The sequence below is a fragment of the Rhodanobacter sp. C05 genome, assembly GCF_002001165.1.
In the GTDB taxonomy this organism is placed as follows: domain Bacteria; phylum Pseudomonadota; class Gammaproteobacteria; order Xanthomonadales; family Rhodanobacteraceae; genus Rhodanobacter.
Genome location: NZ_MUNQ01000009.1, coordinates 324652 through 344478 on the forward strand (window position 1 = coordinate 324652; position 19827 = coordinate 344478).

A 19827-nucleotide genomic window follows, 5' to 3' on the forward strand; every position below is an offset into this window, starting at 1 on the left:
AACGCCTAACCACGTTCGTCCAGATGTGCTCGACGCGCAGCGACCAGCGCCAGCGCCGACCAGTCCAGTTCTGCATCGCCGGCAGCCAGCGCCTCCAGCAAGCTGTCGCGCAACACACCCGCGAACGGCAACGGTACACGTGCCGCCGAACCTGCCGTCAAGGCGAGTTCCACATCCTTCAGACCCAGCGGCAGCGTGAATCCGGCCGGCTTGAAGCGCTGCTCGGCAATCAGCTTGCCGTAGCCCTGATAGGCCGGCGCGGCAAACAGGGTGTTCGTCATTACCTCGAGGAAATCCGCGGCACTGATGCCGTGCGCACGGGTCAGTGCAGTCGCCTCGGCCATGCTCTCGATCGCCGTGGCCAGCATGAAATTGCCGGCGATCTTCGCCACGTTCGCGCGCTCCGGCGCGTCGCCCAGCGGCCACAACTTGCTGCCCATCGCCTCCAGCAACGATCGCACGCGCTCGATCGCGTCGGATGGGCCTGCGACCAGGATATTCAGTTTCGCCGCAGCCGCCATGTCCGGACGTCCGAACACCGGTGCAGCCACATACGCCAACCCGCGCTTGGCATGTTCCTCGACAAGCTGCTGCGCCAGCGCCACCGAGATGGTGGCGTGGTTTACATGCACCATGCCGCGATCCATCGCATCGAGCAGGCCACCGTCGAGGAACACCTCGCGTACCGCATGATCGTTCGCCAGCATGCTGCACAGCACGTCGCCCTGCACGGCCCGATCGGCCGTGCGTGCCGCCTTGGCGCCGAGCGATACCAGCGGCTCGGTGGCTGCGGCGGAGCGGTTCCACACGGTCAGCGTGTGCCCGGCCGCAAGCAGGTTGCTGGCCATCGCGCTGCCCATCGCGCCGAGGCCGATAAATCCGACTTTCATGCAGGTTTCCTCATCATCGACTGAGGCGCAGTGAAGCATGTGCCGTGTTCATGACGTGCGAAAGCGCAGGCTAAACCACCTCGCCCGCCGCCTGTCCCGAAGCCCACGCCCACTGGAAGTTGTAGCCACCGAGCCAGCCGGTGACGTCGACCACTTCGCCGATGAAATACAGCCCCGGCACCAGTTTCGACTGCATCGTGCTGGAGGAGAGGCCATCGGTATCGACGCCGCCCAGCGTCACTTCGGCGGTGCGATAGCCTTCGGTGCCGCTGGCGGTGATCGGCCACGCATTGAGCTGCGTGCCGATATGCGCCAACTCGGCTTCGCGGTACTGGCGCATCGGCCGGCTCTCGAACCATTGCTCGCACAGCCGCTGCGCCAGCCGTTTTGGCAGCGCGTCACCGAGCACGGTTTTCAACTCAGCCAGTGGCCGTGCCGTACGCTGTTCAATCAACCATCCGCCAACATCCTGATCCGGCAACAGATCGATGCGCAGATCGTCACCGGGTTTCCAGTACGAGGAAATCTGCAGGATCGCCGGGCCACTGATGCCGCGATGGGTGAACAGCAGACCGGCGCGGAAACTTTGCTTGCTGACGCGCGTTTCCACTGCAGGCAGCGCCACGCCGGCCAGATCCTGGTAATGCTCCTGATGTTTGCCGCTCAGAGTCAGCGGTACCAAGCCGGCGCGTGTGGACAGCACGGCATGACCGAACTGGCGTGCCAGCTCGTAACCGAAACCGCTGGCGCCCATGCTGGGAATCGACAAGCCGCCACTGGCCACCACCAGCGATTCGGCATGCACCTCGCCACGAACGGTGAGTACGCTGAAACCTTCCGGGGTCTTGCGTACGCGCTGCACGCCGCAGTTCGCCTCCACCGTGACGCCGACGGCGGCGCATTCATCGAGCAGCATGCGCACGATCTGTTTGGACGAGTCGTCGCAGAACAGCTGGCCGAGCTCCTTCTCGTGGTAGGCGATGCGGTGTTTCTCGACCAGCGCGGTGAAATCCCATGGCGTGTAACGCGCCAGCGCGGACTTGGCGAAATGCGGATTGGCCGAGAGGTAGTTCGCCGGGGTCGCGCCGGTATTGGTGAAATTGCAGCGGCCGCCACCGGACATCAGGATCTTCTTGCCGACCTTGTTGGCGTGATCGACCACCAGCACACGGCGGCCACGCTGGCCGGCGGCAATCGCGCACATCAGCCCGGCAGCACCGGCGCCGATGATCAATACGTCCGTTTTCAAGAACTCACCATGGTTACGCCGCTTTGCTTTTGCCCGTCATCCCGGCGCAAGCCGGGATCCAGTCAGTGCCCTCGCCGCCAATGAGGCGCTGGATTCCGGCTTGCGCCGGAATGACGAAAAGGGAGGTCGCGCATTATCGCCCAGTCGCATCGCTTACACTTTGACCCTGTTTCCAGCGAGCCGCCGCCATGCCCTCCTTTGACGTGATCTCCGAAGTCGACAAGCACGAGCTGACCAATGCGGTCGACCAGGCCAACCGCGAGCTGTCCACCCGTTTCGACTTCAAGGGTCAGGATGCGTCGTACGCACTGGACGAGTTCGTCATCACCCAGAGCGCGCCCAGCGAATTCCAGCTGCAGCAGATGCTGGACATCCTGCGCGCCCGACTGGTGGCGCGGAAGATCGACATCCGTGCACTCGACGTGGGCGATCCGGAAACCAACCTGGGTGGCTCGCGGCAGAAGATCACCGTCAAGCAGGGTATCGAGCAGCCGGTGGCGAAGAAGCTGGTCGGTTCGTTGAAGGCCGCCAAGCTCAAGGTCGAGGCGCAGATCAACGGCGACAAGCTGCGCGTCACCGGCAAGAAGCGCGACGACCTGCAGGATGCGATGGCGGTGCTGCGCAAGGCGGATGTCGAGTTGCCGCTGCAGTTCGACAATTTCCGCGATTGAGTCGTCAGGCTTCGAACATCAAGCTCTCGACAGCAGCCGGCCACCCATCGCCGCATTGACAGCCACCACGATCGCGACGGCCAGCGCGTGCGTCAGCAAGTCGGTCGCGGCCGCATCGTATGAATGGCAAATCTCCAGCAGGCTGGCCGAGGCGGCCGCGCTGGCCAGCCCGACCATGACGGCGGTAAGCACCGGCCGCAGTGGACATGCGCGTCGCAGCAACACGATCAGCAACACGGACAGTGGTACCGAGAAGCTGATGATGAAGACCAGGCAATCAGCGGACTGATGCATGGTGGCGAGTTGTGTGCCAGGAGCGATCAAATCGCGCACATGCACGCGCAGGCAGCCGAGGCCGCTGGCGCCGACCCACAACAGTGCACCCGGCAGTGGCAGCCATGCCCAGGCTGCACGCCGTCCCGGCACTCCCAAGGCAAAAGCAGCCCACGCCGCCGTAATCGCGGTGATCACCGCACCCATGCCAGCCCAGCCGAGATCCGGTGTACCAGCCCAGCGACGCAACATCGGATCCAGGCCGTAATGCATCAGCAGTACCGCCGCGATCGCCGCCACGACCAGCAACCAGCCGGCGGTGCGCAGCCATGGCGGCAACAGACGCCGCACCGGCACCAGTTCGGTGCCGAGCTGGTCGATCAATGCCTCATGCGATCGCGGGTCGGACATGGTGTTCAAGATTCTCCATGGAAACGTTCGCGCAGCGCCTTCAGCGCGCGATGCAGATTCACTTTCAACGCGCCGGTGTTGCGCCCGGTAAGTTCGGCCGTTTCGCCCAGCGAGCGCTCACGCAAGCCCAATTGCTCCACCGCCTCACGTTGACCCGGCGGCAACTCGGCGATCGCGGCACGCAGGCGCTGCGCACGTTGCTCGCTTTCTACGGCAGCGCTGGCATCGTCGACATCGGGATGGCGATCCAGTGCGAAGTCATCATGCACCTCGCGGCTGTCACGCCGACCGCGACTGCGCAGCGCGTCGATCGCACGGCGGCTGGCGATTGCGCTGAGCCACGCATCGTACGAGCGCGTCGGATCATAGGTATGACGCACGCGATGCACGGTGATCAGGGTTTCCTGCACCACGTCATCCAGATGATCCTGCGCCACGCCCTGCCGGCGTGCCGCTGCACGGATCAACGCCACCGAATCGGCCAGCACCTTCTCGTAGGCACGCCGGTCACCCGCCTGCGCAGCCGCCATCCACGCCGCCCGACGCTGGTCGGGCGATTCGCTGTCGTTGGCTGCGGCAACATCGGCTGGCACGGACTGATTGGCACTCGCCCACGGGGTAAGGCCACTATCTAGACTCATGAAGCCGCTTGCGGTCAAGGCTTGCGGCATGACTGCTCCAGATCGGGAACTCTTGATCAGGCATTCGCTGCAACCTGCACAGGAGTTACCTCGTATCTAACCATCGCAAGGCAAGTGTGGCTGACATCGCCTGAGGTAACCGCAACCAACCCGCCTGCGAATAGCCACACACCACCCAACGGATGACGCTCTCATGCTCGTGTTGATCCTCGCCTACCTCGGCGGCGTACTGACCATCCTCAGTCCCTGCATACTGCCGGTGCTGCCGTTTGTGTTCGCCCGCTCGGACCGGCCGTTCATGCGCAACGGCCTGCCGATGCTGCTGGGCATGGCGATCACGTTCGCCGCGGTGGCCACGCTGGCCGCGCTCGGTGGTGGCTGGGCCGTACACGCGAACCAGTACGGCCGCGTCATCGCCTTGGTAGTGCTGGCCTTCCTTGGACTGACCCTGCTGTCGACCCATCTGGCCGAATGGATCACCCGCCCGTTCGTGGCGCTCGGCAACCGGCTGTCGCAGCGTTCGGCCGGCGATGGCGACTCGATCTGGTCCGCCGCCGGCCTCGGCGTCGCCACCGGCCTGCTGTGGGCGCCGTGCGCCGGGCCGATCCTCGGCCTGCTGCTGACCGGCGCGGCGCTGAACGGTGCCAGCGTACAGACCACCTTGCTGTTGCTCACGTATGCGGGCGGCGCAGCCACCTCGCTCGGCCTTGCGCTGCTGATTGGCGGCAAGATGTTCGCGTTGATGAAGCGCTCGCTGGGCGCCGGCGAATGGGTGCGCCGCGTACTCGGCGTGCTGGTGCTCGCTGGCGTGGCCTGCATCGCACTGGGGCTGGATACCGGCCTGCTCACCCGCGTCTCGCTGGCCAGCACCGGCGGCATCGAACAGAAGCTGATCAATGCGGTGCGCCCGACACCGGCACCGGAGCCGGTACTGAAAGCCGGCGACCCATTGCCGGTGGAAGGCCAGATGCCGTCGCTGGCTGGCGCCACGCAATGGCTCAACAGTCCGCCACTGACCACCGAATCGCTGCGCGGCAAGGTGGTGCTGGTCGACTTCTGGACCTATTCCTGCATCAACTGCATCCGCTCGCTGCCGTATGTGCGCGGCTGGGCCGACAAGTACAAGGATCACGGTCTGGTAGTGATCGGCGTACACGCACCGGAGTTCGCATTCGAGAAGGATCCGGCCAACGTGGCCAAGGCCGTGAAGGACCTGGGCGTCGATTACCCGGTCGCTCTGGATGACAACTACGCGATCTGGCAGGGCTTCAACAACGAATACTGGCCGGCGCATTACTTCATCGACGCGCAGGGGCAGATCCGTCATCACCACTTTGGCGAAGGCGGCTACCAGGAAAGCGAGGACGTGATCCGCCAGCTGCTGACCGCAGCCGGCCAGAAGGACCTGCCGGGCGGCCACATCAGCGATGACCACCACGGCGTCGAAGCCGCCGCATCGGGCGACCCCACCCGCTCGCCGGAAACCTATGTCGGCTATGCGCGTGCGCAGAACTTCGTCGGCGGCAAGGTGGCGCATGACGATGCCGCGGATTACCACACACCCGACTCCCTCGCCGCGGATCAATGGTCGCTGGATGGCCACTGGAACGTGCACGGCGAAAGCGCGCAGCTGGACAAAACCGGTGGCAGCATCGTCTACCGCTTCCGCGGCCGCGACCTGCACCTCGTGCTCGGCCCGGCCAGCGACGGCAAGCCGGTCCGCTTCCGCGTCACCATCGACGGCAAAGCACCCGGTGCCGACCACGGCATGGATACCGACGCCGACGGTAACGGCACGATCACCGCACAGCGCCAGTATCAGCTGGTGCGCCAGGCCAACGGCAGTGGCGAACGGTTGTTCCAGGTCACCTTCCTGGATCCCGGTGTGCAGGCGTACGCCTTCACGTTCGGCTGATCCTTTTCATCCACAGCTATCTCCACGGAGGTTGCCATGTCACGCCTCGATGAAACCCTCGCGATGGATCGCCGCCGTTTCCTGCGCACCGCGCTTACTGGAGGCGCATTGCTGGTGGCCGGCGGTAGCCTGGTCATCCCGCGCCTGTTTGCCGCCGACAACAAACCGGTCGGCAAACCCGGCAACGTGTTGCTGGAAATCTTCGCCGACAATGGCCGCGACCTCGGCCTGCGCCAGGTGCCGAAGCTGGTGCTGACCGACGCGCAATGGCGCCAGCGGCTGTCGCCGGCAGCCTTCGACGTGATGCGTCGCAACGGTACCGAAATGGCCTTCAGTGGCCCGCATGAAAAACTCGGCATTGGCCTATTCCGCTGCTCCGGCTGCGCTACCGCGCTGTACGACGCGGCAACCGAATTCGACTCCGGCACCGGCTGGCCCAGCTTCTGGCAACCGATTGCAGCGCGCAATGTGATCCAGAATCGCGACAGCAGCTTCGGCATGGATCGCACCGCGATCAGCTGCGCCGGCTGCGACAGCCACCTCGGCCATGTCTTCGACGATGGCCCGCAGCCAACCGGCCTGCGCTACTGCATGAATTCGGTAGCACTGCGCTTCGTGGCACGAGCGGACGGCTGAGCTGTACCGGCGATATACCGGCGATGTATGGCAGATGACCTACTCAAACATCGCTGTTGATATCGCCATGCCATCACGCGCATATACTGCAGGTGACTTCCACCCGCTGGAGATCGTCCGCATGAAACGCCTGACCCGTTTTGCCCTTGCATCACTGTCTTTGGCGTCACTCGCGCTAGCGCTCCCTGCGCTCGCACAGGATGGCGCCGCCTATGTCACCGGCAACGTCAACATGCGTGCCGGCCCCGACCCGAGCTACCCACTGATCGACCAGCTTCCGGCCGGCACCGGCATCAGCGTGCAGGGCTGCACGAATGGCTGGGAATGGTGCGATGTCATCGCACAAGACAACAACCGTGGTTGGGTGGCCGGCAATTTCATCGGCTACCAGTACCAGGACCAGCCCGTGCTGCTACCCGAATACGGGGCGCAGATCGGCATTCCGATCGTCAGCTTCGTGATCGGCGCGTATTGGGATAACTATTATCGCGGCCGCCCGTTCTATAACGATCGCGACAACTGGTATCGCCGCCGCATCGACGTACGGCCGCCGCCACCGATTCGTCAGCCGTACCGCTACAGCGGACCGGTGCGCAACGGGGGCGAGCCAGGCTACCCAACCTATCACCCGACGATGCCGGGCCATCTGGGACCGGTTAGCCCCGGCCGTCCCATGCAACCGATGGAGAATGGCCGGCCCGCGGAGAATGGCCGGCCGCAGCAATACGGCAACCATTCACCGGCGCCTGCTCCCAATCACGCCCCGCCAGCCCGGCCTGGCAACGAAAAGACTCCGCCGCCGCGCAAAGACGATCACGACAACCACTGATCATCCAGCTATCCACTGACCGCAGGCTGGGTGAACGGAATCACCCCGCCTGCCGGTTACACTGATCGCCCGCCTTAGTCAGTTGCCTCAGATGCACCGACTCTTGCTGCTTACCGCCATTCTGCTGCTTGTCAGTACAGTCATGCTGCCGCTGGCGAGTGCCGCCGATGGCCTTTCCCGGCTCGACATCATCGATCGCCAGGTCGGCACGGGCGCTCTCGCCCGCAACGGTACCGAGGTCGAACTCAACTACACCGGCTGGCTGTACGACGAAAGCGCGAAGGATCATCACGGCGCGAAAGTCGACAGCTCGTACGACCACGGCCAGACGATCAGCTTCACCCTCGGCGAAGGCAAGGTCATTCCCGGCTGGGACAAGGGCATCAAGGGCATGCGCGTGGGTGGCAAGCGCACCCTGCTGATCCCGCCGAAACTCGGCTACGGCGGTCGCCGTGTCGGCAACGTGGTACCGCCCGACGCGTCGCTGGTGTTCGATATCGAACTGGTCAGCGTGCACTAGCAGTCCAAAATTTTGCCGCAGTATCTTCCCGTGGATCGTTCAGCGGTCAATACTCTGATATCGCCATTGTCAGGTATTGCCATGACCGAGCTGCTTTCGCCCGACGTGCTCGCTCCGCAGTCGCTCGATCACGCGCTGGCACTGCCGGCGCGCTATTACACCGACCCACGCATGCCGGCACTGGATGCCGCCGCGGTGTTCGCGCAGAGCTGGCAGCTGGTGTGTCATCAGTCTCAACTGAACGGCGTGGGCGATCATGTGGTGACCGCGATCGCCGGATTGCCACTGCTGATCGTGCGCAGCGACGAGTCCACGATTCGTGCGTTCCACAATGTGTGCCGGCATCGGGCCGGGCCGATTGCCAGCTGCGACGGTCGCGGCGCGACCGCGCTGCGCTGCCGTTACCACGGGTGGACCTACGGGCTCGATGGCGTGCTGCGCGGTGCACCGGAGATGGGCCGCACGCCCGACTTCAACCCGGCCGAGATCCGCTTGCCCGAGGTGCGCGTGCAGGTGTGGCAAGGACTGGTGTTCATTGCCACGAATGAGGCGCCGCCGTTCGAAGATTTCGCCGCCGGCATCGATGCACGACTCGGCCCGGATCGCTCGCTGGCCGGCTTTGAATTCCATCACCGCGCCAGCTGGGAAGTGGCATGCAACTGGAAGGTGTACGTGGACAACTACCTGGAGGGTTACCACGTACCGCACATCCATCCCGGCCTCAACAGCGTGCTGGATTACCGCAGCTACATCACCGAGACGGCCGAGTGGTATTCGTTCCAGTTCAGTCCCCTGGAGAGCGGTGACAATCTGTACGGCAGCGGCGAGGCGCTGTACTACTTCCTGTATCCGAACGCGATGCTCAACATCCTGCCCGGCCGGCTGCAGACCAACCGCGTGCTGCCGCTGGGCGTGGACCGTTGTCGCGTCGAGTTCGATTTCTACTACGCACCGGCCAGCACTCCCGAAGCGCTGGCACGCCGCGCCAGAGACATCGCATTCAGCGATGAGGTGCAGGTCGAGGACGTGACGATCTGCGAAGACGTTCAGCGCGGCCTCGCTTCCGGTTCCTATGAAGCCGGGCGACTGAATCCGCTGCGCGAAAACGCGGTGCATCACTTCCACGAACTGCTGCGCCGCGCGTATCGCCAGCAGACATGAGTACCAACACACGGCCGCTTGGGCTGTGGATGCTGATAGCGCTGGTGGTCGGCAACATGATCGGCTCCGGCGTGTTCCTGCTGCCGGCGGCATTGGCGCCGTACGGGGCAGCAAGCGTGCTTGGCTGGGGGCTGACCCTTGGTGGTGCACTGCTGCTGGCACTGGTCTATGCCTGGCTGGCCAAGGCGATCCGCAACCACGGCGGCGGTTACGGTTACGCGCGGCATGCCTTTGGTGACGGCGCCGGCTTCGTGGCGGCATGGAGCTACTGGATCAGCGTGTGGACGGCCAATGCGGCGATCGCGGTAGCGTTTGCTGGCAGCCTCGGCGCGGTGTGGCCGGCCGCCACGGCGACGCCGTTACGCGGTGCGACCTGTGCGCTCGGAGCATTGTGGTTTTGCACTGCGGTGAGTCTCGCCGGCGTACGTGAAGCAGCACGCGTGCAACTGGTCACCACCCTGCTCAAACTGGTGCCGCTGGTGGTGTTCGGTGTGATCGGCCTCGGCTGGATCCATGCTGGCGCCTATCGGCCATTCAACCCCAGTGGACAGCCACTGTTCCAGGCCACCACAGCCGTCGCCGCATTGACGCTGTGGGCCTTGCTGGGACTGGAAGCAGCCACGGTGCCGACCGGTGTGGTGCACGATCCCGAACGCAACGTGCCACGCGCCACTGTGATCGGGATGCTGATCGCCGGCATCACCACCATGCTCGCTTGCACCGTGGTGATCGGCCTGCTGCCGCTCGACGTACTGCGCAACTCGGCGGCGCCAATGGCCGAGGCGGCCAGCCGGCTGTGGGGGCCGGTCGCGGGTATCGGCATCGGCGTAGTCGCCACGATTTCCTGTTTCGGCGCACTCAATGGCTGGGTGCTGCTGCAGGCGCAGACACCGCTGGCAGCGGCACAGGACCGTGTGTTCCCGGCATCGTTTGCGCGACTGGATCGCCATGGCACTCCACGTTTCGGCCTGTTGCTGAGCAGTGTGCTGGCCAGCACCCTGATCGTTGCCAACTACAACCGCAGTCTGGTCGCGCTCTTCACTTTCTCGATCCTGCTGTCCACCGCCGCCACGCTGCTGCCGTATGTGCTGACCGTATTGGCGTGGTGGCGCATCGATACTTCAGCCGCCTGGGGAAAGCGACTGATCGCCGCCGGTGCCTTGATTTACAGCCTGTGGGCGCTGATCGGTACTGGCATGGAATCCCTGCTGTGGGGTGGTGTGCTGCTGCTGGCCGGGCTGCCGATCCATCTCTGGCAGCGCATCCACGCTCATCCGCACAAGCAAGCCCAGTCAGGTTGATCGCGCTTGCACGTCAGCCGCAACAGGCCCACAGTGGGAAGGCATAGATCGTGACACATGCGTACATGAGGAAGTCTTTTAGCGGACAACGACTCAGGAGATGCCATCGATGAAACGTCTTGCATGGTTGGTTCTGTCTTCAATTGCACTGGCTGTACCCGCCTTGGCCCAGGCTGCCGACGGCTTCGTCACCGGCAACGTCAACCTGCGCGCCGGGCCGGACTCGGCATATCCACTGATCCTCACGATTCCTGCCGGCACTCCGGTCAACATCCAGGGCTGCACCGCCGGTTGGGAATGGTGCGATGTGATCACCATGGATGCACGCGGCTGGGTAGCCGGCACGTTCATCCAGTACCAGTATCAAAACCAGCCGGTGGTGGTACAGGAGTACGGCGCGAACATCGGCATTCCGATCATCAGCTTCGTGATCGGTACCTACTGGAGCAACTACTACAGCAATCGTCCGTTCTATCGCCAGCGCAATGACTGGTACCGCCGGCCGATCATCAGCCGCCCGCCGCCGCGTCCCATCCATCGCCCACCGCCGCGCCCGCAGCCGGGCCATGGAAACAGACCGCCGCCGCGCCCCGGCATCGGCAATCCAGGCAATGGCAACCACCCATCGCCGGGCCAAGGCAATCGGCCACCACCGAACCAGGGTAATCGCCCTTCGCCAGGCCAGGGAAACCGGCCGCCACCGGGGCAAGGGAACCGTCCACCTCCGGCACAAGGAAATCGCCCACCGCCGCCGCAAGGTGGCCGACCTGGCCAGGGTAACCGTCCGCCGCCGGGTCAGGGCAACGGCTCCGGCAATCGTCCACCACAGGGCCAGGGCAAGCCGCCCAAACCACAGACCCGTCCGGCACCTGTCGACAAGAACAACAACGGCAACTGAAGCGCTGCACTCGCAAAAACGCCGCGGACAAGCCGCGGCGTTTTTGCAGCTGAGATCCCGGCATGGTCGGGCCAGGATCCGCACCACCTGATCAATCGCGGCCAGCCCATGGCCACCATCCGTATCCGCTTTGCGCGTAGCGATCCGCTGCACGCTCGAAAGGATTGCGCACGCTGACGCCGCCGCACAGCAAATACAGCGGCAGGAACAACGGGCCAAGCAGCAGGTATTGATACACATGCGCGCGCTCGTGATCGGCCAGCGACACCGGCGGCTCGACACCACGGCCGGCACGATGCGCATAAGTGAAGCATGGCGTGTCCAGCCGCTCGCCGGTATGCACGATCACGTTGCCCAGCGTCAACGCACCACCTCCCCACGGCCAGCAGCGCACCACCAGGGCCAGTTCGCGTCGCTGCCAGCGCATGCGCGCGCCGAACATGAAACCGACGCATCCTGCCAGCACACCGAGCAAGGTATTCGGCAAAGTCCAGCACATGCCGAGCGCAATCACACCACGCAGCAATGGACACGGCATGGATGGTCCGGGATCAGGGAAATGCTTTTGCATGCTCGATGGTTTCGTCCACCGGTCGCCAGCTTGGGTTTGCGGATCAGCGGCGCCATCTTGTCGCGCATGGCGCCGTGCGCCACCCATTGTCGGAGTCTGCCATGAGTATGCCCTTGAACATTCCCTGTCCGCATTGCGGCGCCCTCAACCGCGTACCAGCTGAACGCATCGGCGAACAGCCGACCTGCGGTCGCTGCAGGCAGGCGCTATTCGACGGGCACCCAGTCGAGCTGACGGCCACGAACTTTGACGCGATCACCAGCCGTGGCGACCTGCCGGTGCTGGTGGATTTCTGGGCGCCATGGTGCGGGCCGTGTGTCGGCTTTGCGCCGGTGTTCGTGCAGGCTGCACGCCAGTTCGAGCCACGCCTGCGGCTGGCCAAGCTCGACACGGAGGCGCAGCCGCAGCTGGCCCAGCGCTTCCATATCCGCAGCATCCCCACACTGATCATGTTCCGTCAGGGTCGCGAGATCTCACGGCAAACGGGCGCACTGAACTCGGCGCAGCTGCAGCAGTTCGTCCATGCGACGCTTGCACAGGCCTGAACTGCCACTACCCATGCCTTTGTGCACAGTCCGGCCGCGCCGCAGGCAGTTAGGCTTGAATCTTTCCCCCATGAGGAACGATCCGTGCGCAAGCCCTTGCAAACCGCCCTGCTGGCGGCCCTGATCACCGCTGGATTCACGACATCGGTGCTGGCCGCGGATACCCACAAACCAGCGGCGACGCAAGATGCAGCCAGCAGCAACGGTTTCCATCTGCCACCGTTTCCGGCCGATGCACACGTGACGCAGTCCACGACCGTGGACGGCAAGATGCTGAAATACACCGTCACCGTGGGCTCGCTGCCGGTGCGCGACGAGAAAGGCGACATCACCGGCGAAGTGGTGTTCACGGCCTACACCATGGCCGGCAAGGATCGACCGGTGACGTTCGCGCTCAACGGCGGCCCCGGAGCCTCGTCGGTCTACCTGAATCTCGGTGCGATCGGTCCGAAGAAGGTGAACTTCGGCGTCGAGGGCGACAACCCGTCCGACCCGGCGACACTGCATGACAACCCCGGCACCTGGCTGGGCTTCACCGACCTGGTGTTCATCGATCCGGTCGGCACCGGCTTCAGCCGCGCGCTGGTGGACGACAAGGAAGCGACCAAGCAGTTCTACAGCACCGACAGCGATATCAGGTACCTCTCGCGCATCGTCTACGACTGGCTGGTCAAGAACGGTCGCATGACCTCACGCAAGTATCTGGTTGGCGAGAGCTATGGCGGCTTCCGTGGCCCGCGCATCACCGATTACCTGCAGACCCAACTAGGCGTGGCGATGAACGGCGTGGTGCTGCTCTCGCCGTATCTCGACCCGGCCGCGTCGGACGACGAGGATGTGTCGCCGCTGCCGTGGATGCTCACGCTGCCCTCGATCGCCGCCGCCCATCTGGAGCGCGAGCACAAGCTCACTACGGAGGCGATGACGCCGATCATCGACTACACCCGCGGCGAATACGCCAGCGACCTGATGCGCGGTCGCTCCGATCCGCAAGCCACCGATCGCGTGGTGCAGAAGGTAGCCGAATTGACCGGGCTCGACCCGCTGTTCGTGAAACGCTCCGGCGGCCGGCTGGAAACCCAGGCCTACCTGCGCGAGGTCTATCGCGCCGAAGGCAAGCTGGGCAGCCGCTACGACTCCAACGTCACCGCATGGGACCCGTTCCCATATGCACCGCACCAGCGAACCGGCGACCCCATCCTCAACGGCATCATCGCGCCCACCACCAGCGCGATGGTCAACTTCGTCACTCAAACGGTCGGCTGGAAAGTCGACGGTCGTTACAACGCGCTCAGCTACGAGGTGAACAAGCTCTGGCATGAAGACGACGACGCGAACAAGGGTTCAGTATCGCAACTGCGCGAAGCAGTCGCCAACGATCCCGGGCTGCGTGTGCTGATCGCCCATGGCTGGGACGACCTGTCCTGCCCGTTCATGGCCTCGGTGCTGATCGTCGACCAGATCCCGGCGATGGGTGACCCGACCCGCGTCCAGGTGAAGGAATACGCCGGCGGCCACATGTTCTATAGCCGCCAGGACAGCCAAGCCGCATTGACCAGCGATGTGCGGGCGCTATACGGCGTGAAGTAAGTTCATCATCCTGCCGGGGCGTGCCGTGCACGCCCCGGCTCGCGTCGCCGATCAGCATCCGCAGGGAGTCAACGGGTGCGGGGGTTGCCGCGCACCAGATATTGCAGACTGAACATCTTCTCCGGATCGGTCCACACCTGCTGCACCGCCAATCCGGCGCGGGCAGCCAGCGCGGCAAAATCGGCCAGCGAATATTTGCAGCTGTATTCGACCTGCATGGCCTCATCCTCGCGGAACGAAACATTCACCCGCCCGACTTTTACCTGCTGCTCGCGACGACTGACGATATACGTCTCGATACGCCCGGCCATCGGGTTGTAATGCGCACGATGGGCAAATCCCGACAGCTCGAAATTGCTGCCGATCTCGCGGTTCAATCGCGTCAGCATGTTGAGGGTGAATGCTGCAGTGACGCGCGCGCGATCGTTGTAGGCAGCCTCAATCAACGCAGGATCCTTCTTCAGATCCACGCCGATCAGGATACCGCCGGCATCGCCCATCTCGTTGCGCATCTTGCGCAGCAGTATGGCCGCCTCACGGTTCTCGAAATTGCCGATGGTCGAGCCAGGAAAATACAGTACCGTGCGACGTGGCGCGCGCGGAGGGATCGGCAGGCGCAGCGGCTTGCTGAAATCGGCGCACAAAGGCTGCAGCGGCAGCGACGGAAGCTCCATCGCCAGCCGCTCCACGCTTTGCCGCAATGGCTCCGGCGAAATCTCCACCGGCACATAGGCCACCGGCGACTGCAGATGCTGCAGCAGCATGCGGGTCTTGCGTGCGTTGCCACTGCCGTATTCGACCAGCCGCACCTCGCTGCCGAGGGTGTCGGCGATGCTTTGTGCATGCTCGGCCATCAACGCAATTTCGCAGCGGGTGAGGTAATACTCCGGCTGCTCGCAGATCCGCTCGAACAGGGTCGAGCCGTGCTCGTCGTAAAACAGCCACGAAGGCAGCCGTTTCGGCTTGAGAGCGAGTCCACGCTGGGCGATTTCCAGCAAATCGTTTATCGGCGGACGACGATCGTCGTCGCTGACGCCACAAGGTTGCACACTGCTCATCGGTCCTGTCCCAGTCGCAGCCCGGCAAACTGCCAGCGGGCTTGGGGTGGAAAGAAATTGCGGTAACTGGCGCGAATGTGCTCGCGCGGGGTGACGCAGGAACCCCCGCGCAACACCCACTGGCCGCACATGAATTTGCCGTTGTATTCGCCCAGCGAACCGGGCAGCGGACGAAAGCCCGGATAGCTGACATACGGCGAGGCAGTCCACTCCCACACATCTCCATACAGCTGCAGCGGACCATTGCCAGCAGTTGCCGCGCATGGATGGAAGCGCTGTTCGTCTTGCAGATTGCCGTTGATATCGATGCCTTGTGCGGCCGACTCCCACTCGGCCTCAGTCGGCAATCGGGCACCCGCCCAGCGTGCAAACGCCTCGGCCTCGAAATAGCTCAGGTGGCATACCGGCACGTGCATATCCAGCGCACGCACACCGGCAAGAGTGAACTCGCTGTCCAGACCGGGCTGCCAGTAGAGCGGGCGCTCCCAGCCTTCGCGCTGCACCATGGCCCAGCCATCGGACAGCCACAAGCCAGGTTCGCGATAGCCACCCTCGCGCACGAACGCCAGGTATTCGGCATTGGTCACCAGTCGGTTCGCCAGTGCATGTGGCTGCAGCAAGGTGCGGTGGCGCGGGGTTTCGTTGTCGAACGCAAACCCTTCGCCGCGATGACCGATTTCGACGACGCCCTCGCGGCCATCGAGAAAGCGCAGCGACACTGCCGCAGCCTGCCGGGGCGTGATCGGCACCGATTGGTATGACGGCTGCAGCGGGTTGCTCCAGAACGCATGCTTGATGTCGGTGAGCAGCAATTCCTGATGCTGCTGTTCGTGCTGCAAACCCAGCTCGACCAGCATCGCCAACTCGGCGTCATCGCTGCGCTCAAGCAATTCGCCCACAGCGTCATCGACATGGCGCCGGTAGTCATGCACCTCGTCCAGCGAGGGACGTGACAGCAGACCGCGCTGTGGCCGCGCATGCATGGGCCCGATCGACTGATAATAGGAATTGAACAGATAGTTCCACGCCGGATCGCGCGGCCGCCAAGCCGGATCACGGCCCAGCACGAACTGCTCGAAGAACCAGCTGGTATGTGCCAGATGCCATTTGCCGGGACTGGCGTCCGGCATCGACTGCACCAGCAGATCCTCGGCACTGAGTCCAGCGCACAATTCCAGCGTCTGCCGACGCACCTGACGGAATCGGGAAGTCATCGACTCCAGGATGATCAACGGCCGACTTGCCACTACGGATACCCCGGCACAGCCATCCATGGGGATGCTGCCGTAAGGTTGATGATGAATGGGTCGAGCGGAAACATGTCCGTCAGCATGCCGCGCCTACCGTTCAATTCCCGTGATACCCCGATGGCAATTCCATGGCGGCCAGGCAGATCGCAAAATCATCACGCGCAAAAACAAGAAGCCCGGCTGGTTGCCGGGCTTCTTGTTGCTGATTGCCTGATCAGTTCGATCAGTTGCTGTAACCGTCGTCGCGGACGTAGCGCGACGGCGGCGGGGTATTGCTGTAGACCACACCCGGCTGGGCGTAGACCACCTGCGGCTGCGCGTAAACTACCTGCGGCTGGGCGTAGACCACCTGCGGCTGGCCGTAATACACCGGAGGCGGAGCCAAGGCATTGGCCACCAGCCCGACTACGGCGCCGGTAACAAGCGCACCGGCAATCCAGCGACCACCACTCCAGTAACCACCACCATGGTAATAACCGTGATAACCACCACGGTAGCCGTAGCCATGACCGCCCCAGCCACGAGCCGACGCGCTGAGTGGCATCGCCACCGTTGCCGCGACTGCCAGACTGATGACTGCCAGCTTGCCCGCACTAAAGAAACGCTTGGTCATGACACCTCTCCGTTAATGACAGTGTCTATGCTCGGCTCGCTGCGCTTAATGTGGACTGAAGGGTTCATTTTTTGATGCGGGCGCTATCCCACGGGTTAATCCCGGCGTCAGGTTTGCGCCGCCGGAGCAGCCAGCAACCGTGGATGTCGGCTCGACGGGCAAAGTCGAACGGGATGCTGGGCGCGGTCCAGTCCTCAATCTCGAAGCGCTGCTCAAGTTCCGCGCGATCGAGCTTGAAGCGGCGGAAGTTGTTGGAAAACACGATCACGCCGTCGCGGGTCAGCCGTTCGTTGCAGGCATCGAGCAGTTTCACGTGATCGCGCTGCACGTCGAAATCCTCAGCGCGCTTGGAGTTGGAGAACGTCGGCGGATCGACAAAGATCAGCCCGTAGTGCCCACGGTCGCGTTGCAGGAATTCCAGCGCATCGAACTGCATCAAGCGGTGACTCGAACCGCTGAAACCATTCAGTGCGAGATTGCGCGACGCCCATTCCAGATAGGTGGCCGACAGATCCACGCTGGTGGTTTCCAGCGCACCCCCAGCCGCTGCGTGCACGCTGGCGGTGGCGGTATAGGCGAACAGGTTGAGGAAACACTTTCCGTCCGCCAACTCACGCACCTTCGCGCGCACCAGTCGGTGATCGAGGAACAGCCCGGTATCGAGATAGTCGGTGAGGTTGACCAGGAACTTCAGACCACCCTCGTCCACCTCGATGAACTCGTTGCGCTGATCAAGCTGGCCGTACTTGGAACCGCCCTTGCCGCGTTCGCGGGTCTTGATCGCGATGCGTTCGCGCGGCACGCCGAGCACTTCGCCGGCGACGCGGGCGATCTCTCGCAGGCGCAGGCGCGCGATGTCGGCCGGCACATCGGCGGGCGCGCGGTATTCCTGGATGTGCAGGTGATCGTCGCCGTTCGTGTCGCCGTAGACGTCGATCGCGGCGGCGTACTCAGGCAGATCCTGATCGTAGGCGCGCCAGCAATGGATGCCCTCGCGGGTCAGCCGCTTGCGCAAGTGCTTGAGGTTTTTCTCCAGCCGGTTCTTCAGCATCTGCGCACCGGCCGACAGCGGTTTCGGTTCGCGCGGCGCTTCGTCGCGCCTGCTCAGGTCGAAGGTCAGCAATACGGTTTCCAGCGCACCGTTGTACAGCGTGTAGCGCTTGTCTGCGTGCAGCTGCATCGCCCGACCCAGCTCCACGTCGCCAGCCAGCACGGCGGCACGCCAGCCGGTGAAGCGCGTGCGCAGCGTGTCGCCCAGGGCGCGATACAGTTTGGGCATCTCGGCGCGCTCACCCAGCCGCTCGCCATACGGCGGATTGGTGATGACCAGGCCGTAGTCGACGCCAGACGGCGGCGCGGCATGCGTCATGTCCTGCCGGTCCAGCGTGAAGAAGCCGGCCACACCGGCTTCCTGCGCATTGCGTATCGCCGTCTGCACCATCCGCGGGTCGGCATCGCTGCCGAAGAACACGCTGTGCAAGCTGCGCAGGCCGGTTTCGGCACGCTGGTTCGCTTCGTCGAGCAGGCTGCGCCACACCGCGATGTCATGCTGCTGCCAGCCGAGGAAACCGAAATATTCACGGCGCAGGCCAGGCGCCACGTCGGCAGCCATCAGCGCGCCCTCAATCAGCAAGGTGCCCGAGCCACACATCGGATCGAGCAACGCCCCGCCGGCGGCATACACCTCCGGCCAGCGCGCGCGCAGCAGCATCGCCGCGGCGAGGTTTTCCTTCAGCGGCGCTTCGCCCTGCACTTCGCGCCAGCCACGGCGGTGCAGCGGCGAACCGGCAAGATCAAGCGACACCGTCGCGCGATCGCGACGCAGGCGCAGGTTGATCCGGATGTCAGGCTCGTCGGTATCGATGCCCGGCCGGTTGCCGTCGCGCTGGCGGAACTGGTCGACCACCGCATCCTTGGTGCGCAGGCCGATGAACTGGCTGTGGGTGAGCTTGCTCAGCGCGGTGCCGGCATCCACTGCGAAGGTGGCGTGCGCGGCCAGGTGCTGGCTCCAGTCGATCTCCTGCACGCCGCGATACAGCGCATCGTCATCGGCCGCGTCGAATTCGGCCAATGGCAACAGGATGCGGCTGGCCAGCCGCGACCACAGGCAGGCGCGATAGGCGGTTTCCAGGGTGCCGGAGAAATGCGCACCGGCGAGCGCCTCGCGCACGTCGCTGGCGCCGATCGCAATCAGTTCGTCGCGCAGCAGGTATTCCAACCCCTTTGGGCAGGTTGCGAAGAACAAGCCAGATGAAAGCCGGCTCATGCGCCGGACGCCTGTCGATCGAGCATCTGCCGGAACTGCGCGGCGATCACATCCATGCTGGCACCCAGCCGATGGTCGTCGTCCAGCACCAGCAATGGCAGATGGCGTGAAGCAGCAAACGTATGCACCCCCGGCAGCGGGCACACGTCATCGCGCCAGCCATGGATCAAAAGCGTTGGCACGCTGCGGCGCAGATCGAACGCCCGCGCATAACCAGGGATTTCGCTCGGCGTGGCCAGCAACAGCAGACCCGCCACCGGCACATCCAGCGACACCAGCCCGGACACGAACGCACCCATGCTGGAACCGACCAGCAGCGGCGGCACATCCAGCGCCTCGATGGTGGCGCGCAGGCGGGCGATCCGCGGCGCCACCGAACCAGCATGGCCGCGTGCGTCGTCGGTGCTGTAGTCCGGCCGTTGCGTGCGCCAGCCCAGCGATTCGGCCAGTGCGGCCAGCGCGCTGACCTTGGTAGCGTCAGGACTGGAGTCCGAGCCGTGCGAGAGAATGATCTGGCCGCGCATGGCGGTCTCCATGAA

The 19827-nt window shown here is 64.2% G+C and carries 20 protein-coding genes; 10 read left to right on the forward strand and 10 right to left on the reverse strand.

Annotation, left to right across the window (positions count from 1 at the left end; all coding sequences use genetic code 11):
• Positions 1–5: 5 nt before the first annotated feature.
• Positions 6–890 carry an NAD(P)-dependent oxidoreductase gene (locus B0E51_RS09550; RefSeq protein ID WP_077444646.1) on the reverse strand — a complete coding sequence of 295 codons (885 nt, stop codon included), beginning with the start codon at positions 888–890 and terminating at the stop codon, positions 6–8.
• Positions 891–960: 70 nt separating this feature from the next.
• Positions 961–2139 (reverse strand): NAD(P)/FAD-dependent oxidoreductase, encoded by a 1179-nt coding sequence (locus B0E51_RS09555; RefSeq protein WP_077444647.1) that lies wholly within the window; start codon positions 2137–2139, stop codon positions 961–963.
• Between the two features lie 188 nt (positions 2140–2327).
• Between B0E51_RS09555 and B0E51_RS09560 the strand changes: the two genes are divergently transcribed.
• Positions 2328–2810 carry a YajQ family cyclic di-GMP-binding protein gene (locus B0E51_RS09560; RefSeq protein ID WP_077444648.1) on the forward strand — a complete coding sequence of 161 codons (483 nt, stop codon included), beginning with the start codon at positions 2328–2330 and terminating at the stop codon, positions 2808–2810.
• An 18-nt stretch (positions 2811–2828) separates the two neighbouring features.
• Here B0E51_RS09560 and B0E51_RS09565 read toward each other — a convergent pair whose 3' ends face one another.
• Together B0E51_RS09565 and B0E51_RS09570 are read right to left on the reverse strand one after the other, a co-directional pair.
• Positions 2829–3494 carry an NrsF family protein gene (locus B0E51_RS09565; RefSeq protein WP_077444741.1) on the reverse strand — a complete coding sequence of 222 codons (666 nt, stop codon included), beginning with the start codon at positions 3492–3494 and terminating at the stop codon, positions 2829–2831.
• A gap of 5 nt (positions 3495–3499) precedes the next feature.
• Positions 3500–4135, reverse strand: a complete 636-nt coding sequence (locus B0E51_RS09570) for a sigma-70 family RNA polymerase sigma factor (RefSeq protein ID WP_343124664.1) — start codon at positions 4133–4135, stop codon at positions 3500–3502.
• A 193-nt stretch (positions 4136–4328) separates the two neighbouring features.
• Here B0E51_RS09570 and B0E51_RS09575 point away from each other — a divergent pair, with 193 nt between their 5' ends.
• From B0E51_RS09575 to B0E51_RS19840, 7 genes are all read left to right on the forward strand, one after another.
• Positions 4329–6050 (forward strand): cytochrome c biogenesis protein DipZ, encoded by a 1722-nt coding sequence (locus B0E51_RS09575; protein ID WP_077444650.1) that lies wholly within the window; start codon positions 4329–4331, stop codon positions 6048–6050.
• Positions 6051–6086: 36 nt separating this feature from the next.
• Positions 6087–6686, forward strand: a complete 600-nt coding sequence (gene msrB, locus B0E51_RS09580) for a peptide-methionine (R)-S-oxide reductase MsrB (RefSeq protein WP_077444651.1) — start codon at positions 6087–6089, stop codon at positions 6684–6686.
• 121 nt (positions 6687–6807) lie between these two features.
• Positions 6808–7515, forward strand: coding sequence for an SH3 domain-containing protein (locus B0E51_RS09585; RefSeq protein WP_168172614.1), 708 nt, complete (start codon positions 6808–6810; stop codon positions 7513–7515).
• A gap of 91 nt (positions 7516–7606) precedes the next feature.
• The gene (locus tag B0E51_RS09590; RefSeq protein ID WP_077444653.1) at positions 7607–8035 is read left to right on the forward strand and encodes an FKBP-type peptidyl-prolyl cis-trans isomerase; all 429 of its coding nucleotides are present in this window, start codon (positions 7607–7609) and stop codon (positions 8033–8035) included.
• Positions 8036–8116: 81 nt separating this feature from the next.
• Complete coding sequence (locus tag B0E51_RS09595) at positions 8117–9196, forward strand: SRPBCC family protein (RefSeq protein WP_077444654.1); 1080 nt, start codon at positions 8117–8119, stop codon at positions 9194–9196.
• On the forward strand, positions 9193–10497 hold the full coding sequence (locus B0E51_RS09600; protein ID WP_077444655.1) for an amino acid permease: 1305 nt from the start codon (positions 9193–9195) through the stop codon (positions 10495–10497). The genes B0E51_RS09595 and B0E51_RS09600 overlap by 4 nt, the downstream gene beginning before the upstream one ends.
• A 109-nt stretch (positions 10498–10606) precedes the next feature.
• Positions 10607–11395, forward strand: coding sequence for an SH3 domain-containing protein (locus B0E51_RS19840; RefSeq protein WP_077444742.1), 789 nt, complete (start codon positions 10607–10609; stop codon positions 11393–11395).
• Positions 11396–11486: 91 nt separating this feature from the next.
• On the opposite strand, the gene B0E51_RS09610 is transcribed toward B0E51_RS19840, so the two are convergent.
• On the reverse strand, positions 11487–11933 hold the full coding sequence (locus B0E51_RS09610) for a hypothetical protein (RefSeq protein WP_077444656.1): 447 nt from the start codon (positions 11931–11933) through the stop codon (positions 11487–11489).
• Between the two features lie 134 nt (positions 11934–12067).
• Here B0E51_RS09610 and trxC point away from each other — a divergent pair, with 134 nt between their 5' ends.
• Complete coding sequence (gene trxC / locus B0E51_RS09615; RefSeq protein WP_077444743.1) at positions 12068–12511, forward strand: thioredoxin TrxC; 444 nt, start codon at positions 12068–12070, stop codon at positions 12509–12511.
• 84 nt (positions 12512–12595) lie between these two features.
• Positions 12596–14101, forward strand: a complete 1506-nt coding sequence (locus B0E51_RS09620; protein WP_077444657.1) for a peptidase S10 — start codon at positions 12596–12598, stop codon at positions 14099–14101.
• Positions 14102–14169: 68 nt separating this feature from the next.
• Here B0E51_RS09620 and egtD read toward each other — a convergent pair whose 3' ends face one another.
• The 5 genes from egtD to B0E51_RS09645 form a co-directional block, all read right to left on the reverse strand.
• Positions 14170–15159 (reverse strand): L-histidine N(alpha)-methyltransferase, encoded by a 990-nt coding sequence (gene egtD / locus B0E51_RS09625; protein WP_077444658.1) that lies wholly within the window; start codon positions 15157–15159, stop codon positions 14170–14172.
• On the reverse strand, positions 15156–16373 hold the full coding sequence (gene egtB, locus B0E51_RS09630; RefSeq protein ID WP_077444744.1) for an ergothioneine biosynthesis protein EgtB: 1218 nt from the start codon (positions 16371–16373) through the stop codon (positions 15156–15158). Before egtB ends, egtD begins: the two co-directional genes overlap by 4 nt.
• Before the next feature lie 259 nt (positions 16374–16632).
• Entirely contained in the window at positions 16633–17022 is a 390-nt protein-coding gene (locus B0E51_RS09635; RefSeq protein WP_077444659.1) for a hypothetical protein, read from the reverse strand.
• A gap of 64 nt (positions 17023–17086) precedes the next feature.
• The gene (gene rlmKL / locus B0E51_RS09640; RefSeq protein WP_077444660.1) at positions 17087–19288 is read right to left on the reverse strand and encodes a bifunctional 23S rRNA (guanine(2069)-N(7))-methyltransferase RlmK/23S rRNA (guanine(2445)-N(2))-methyltransferase RlmL; all 2202 of its coding nucleotides are present in this window, start codon (positions 19286–19288) and stop codon (positions 17087–17089) included.
• Positions 19285–19812 carry an alpha/beta hydrolase gene (locus B0E51_RS09645; protein WP_077444745.1) on the reverse strand — a complete coding sequence of 176 codons (528 nt, stop codon included), beginning with the start codon at positions 19810–19812 and terminating at the stop codon, positions 19285–19287. Before B0E51_RS09645 ends, rlmKL begins: the two co-directional genes overlap by 4 nt.
• Positions 19813–19827 lie beyond the last annotated feature (15 nt).

What these genes read in the sequence shown, in the direction of transcription:
- B0E51_RS09600 (WP_077444655.1), top strand. Translation starts at nt 9,193, where the DNA reads ATGAGTACCAACACACGGCCGCTTGGGCTGTGGATGCTGATAGCGCTG.
- rlmKL (WP_077444660.1), bottom strand. Translation starts at nt 19,288, where the DNA reads ATGAGCCGGCTTTCATCTGGCTTGTTCTTCGCAACCTGCCCAAAGGGG.
- B0E51_RS09590 (WP_077444653.1), top strand. Translation starts at nt 7,607, where the DNA reads ATGCACCGACTCTTGCTGCTTACCGCCATTCTGCTGCTTGTCAGTACA.
- B0E51_RS09645 (WP_077444745.1), bottom strand. Translation starts at nt 19,812, where the DNA reads ATGCGCGGCCAGATCATTCTCTCGCACGGCTCGGACTCCAGTCCTGAC.
- msrB (WP_077444651.1), top strand. Translation starts at nt 6,087, where the DNA reads ATGTCACGCCTCGATGAAACCCTCGCGATGGATCGCCGCCGTTTCCTG.
- egtB (WP_077444744.1), bottom strand. Translation starts at nt 16,373, where the DNA reads ATGACTTCCCGATTCCGTCAGGTGCGTCGGCAGACGCTGGAATTGTGC.
- egtD (WP_077444658.1), bottom strand. Translation starts at nt 15,159, where the DNA reads ATGAGCAGTGTGCAACCTTGTGGCGTCAGCGACGACGATCGTCGTCCG.
- B0E51_RS09575 (WP_077444650.1), top strand. Translation starts at nt 4,329, where the DNA reads ATGCTCGTGTTGATCCTCGCCTACCTCGGCGGCGTACTGACCATCCTC.
- B0E51_RS09550 (WP_077444646.1), bottom strand. Translation starts at nt 890, where the DNA reads ATGAAAGTCGGATTTATCGGCCTCGGCGCGATGGGCAGCGCGATGGCC.
- B0E51_RS09635 (WP_077444659.1), bottom strand. Translation starts at nt 17,022, where the DNA reads ATGACCAAGCGTTTCTTTAGTGCGGGCAAGCTGGCAGTCATCAGTCTG.
- B0E51_RS09570 (WP_343124664.1), bottom strand. Translation starts at nt 4,135, where the DNA reads ATGAGTCTAGATAGTGGCCTTACCCCGTGGGCGAGTGCCAATCAGTCC.
- B0E51_RS09560 (WP_077444648.1), top strand. Translation starts at nt 2,328, where the DNA reads ATGCCCTCCTTTGACGTGATCTCCGAAGTCGACAAGCACGAGCTGACC.
- trxC (WP_077444743.1), top strand. Translation starts at nt 12,068, where the DNA reads ATGAGTATGCCCTTGAACATTCCCTGTCCGCATTGCGGCGCCCTCAAC.
- B0E51_RS09595 (WP_077444654.1), top strand. Translation starts at nt 8,117, where the DNA reads ATGACCGAGCTGCTTTCGCCCGACGTGCTCGCTCCGCAGTCGCTCGAT.
- B0E51_RS09565 (WP_077444741.1), bottom strand. Translation starts at nt 3,494, where the DNA reads ATGTCCGACCCGCGATCGCATGAGGCATTGATCGACCAGCTCGGCACC.
- B0E51_RS19840 (WP_077444742.1), top strand. Translation starts at nt 10,607, where the DNA reads ATGAAACGTCTTGCATGGTTGGTTCTGTCTTCAATTGCACTGGCTGTA.
- B0E51_RS09610 (WP_077444656.1), bottom strand. Translation starts at nt 11,933, where the DNA reads ATGCCGTGTCCATTGCTGCGTGGTGTGATTGCGCTCGGCATGTGCTGG.
- B0E51_RS09585 (WP_168172614.1), top strand. Translation starts at nt 6,808, where the DNA reads ATGAAACGCCTGACCCGTTTTGCCCTTGCATCACTGTCTTTGGCGTCA.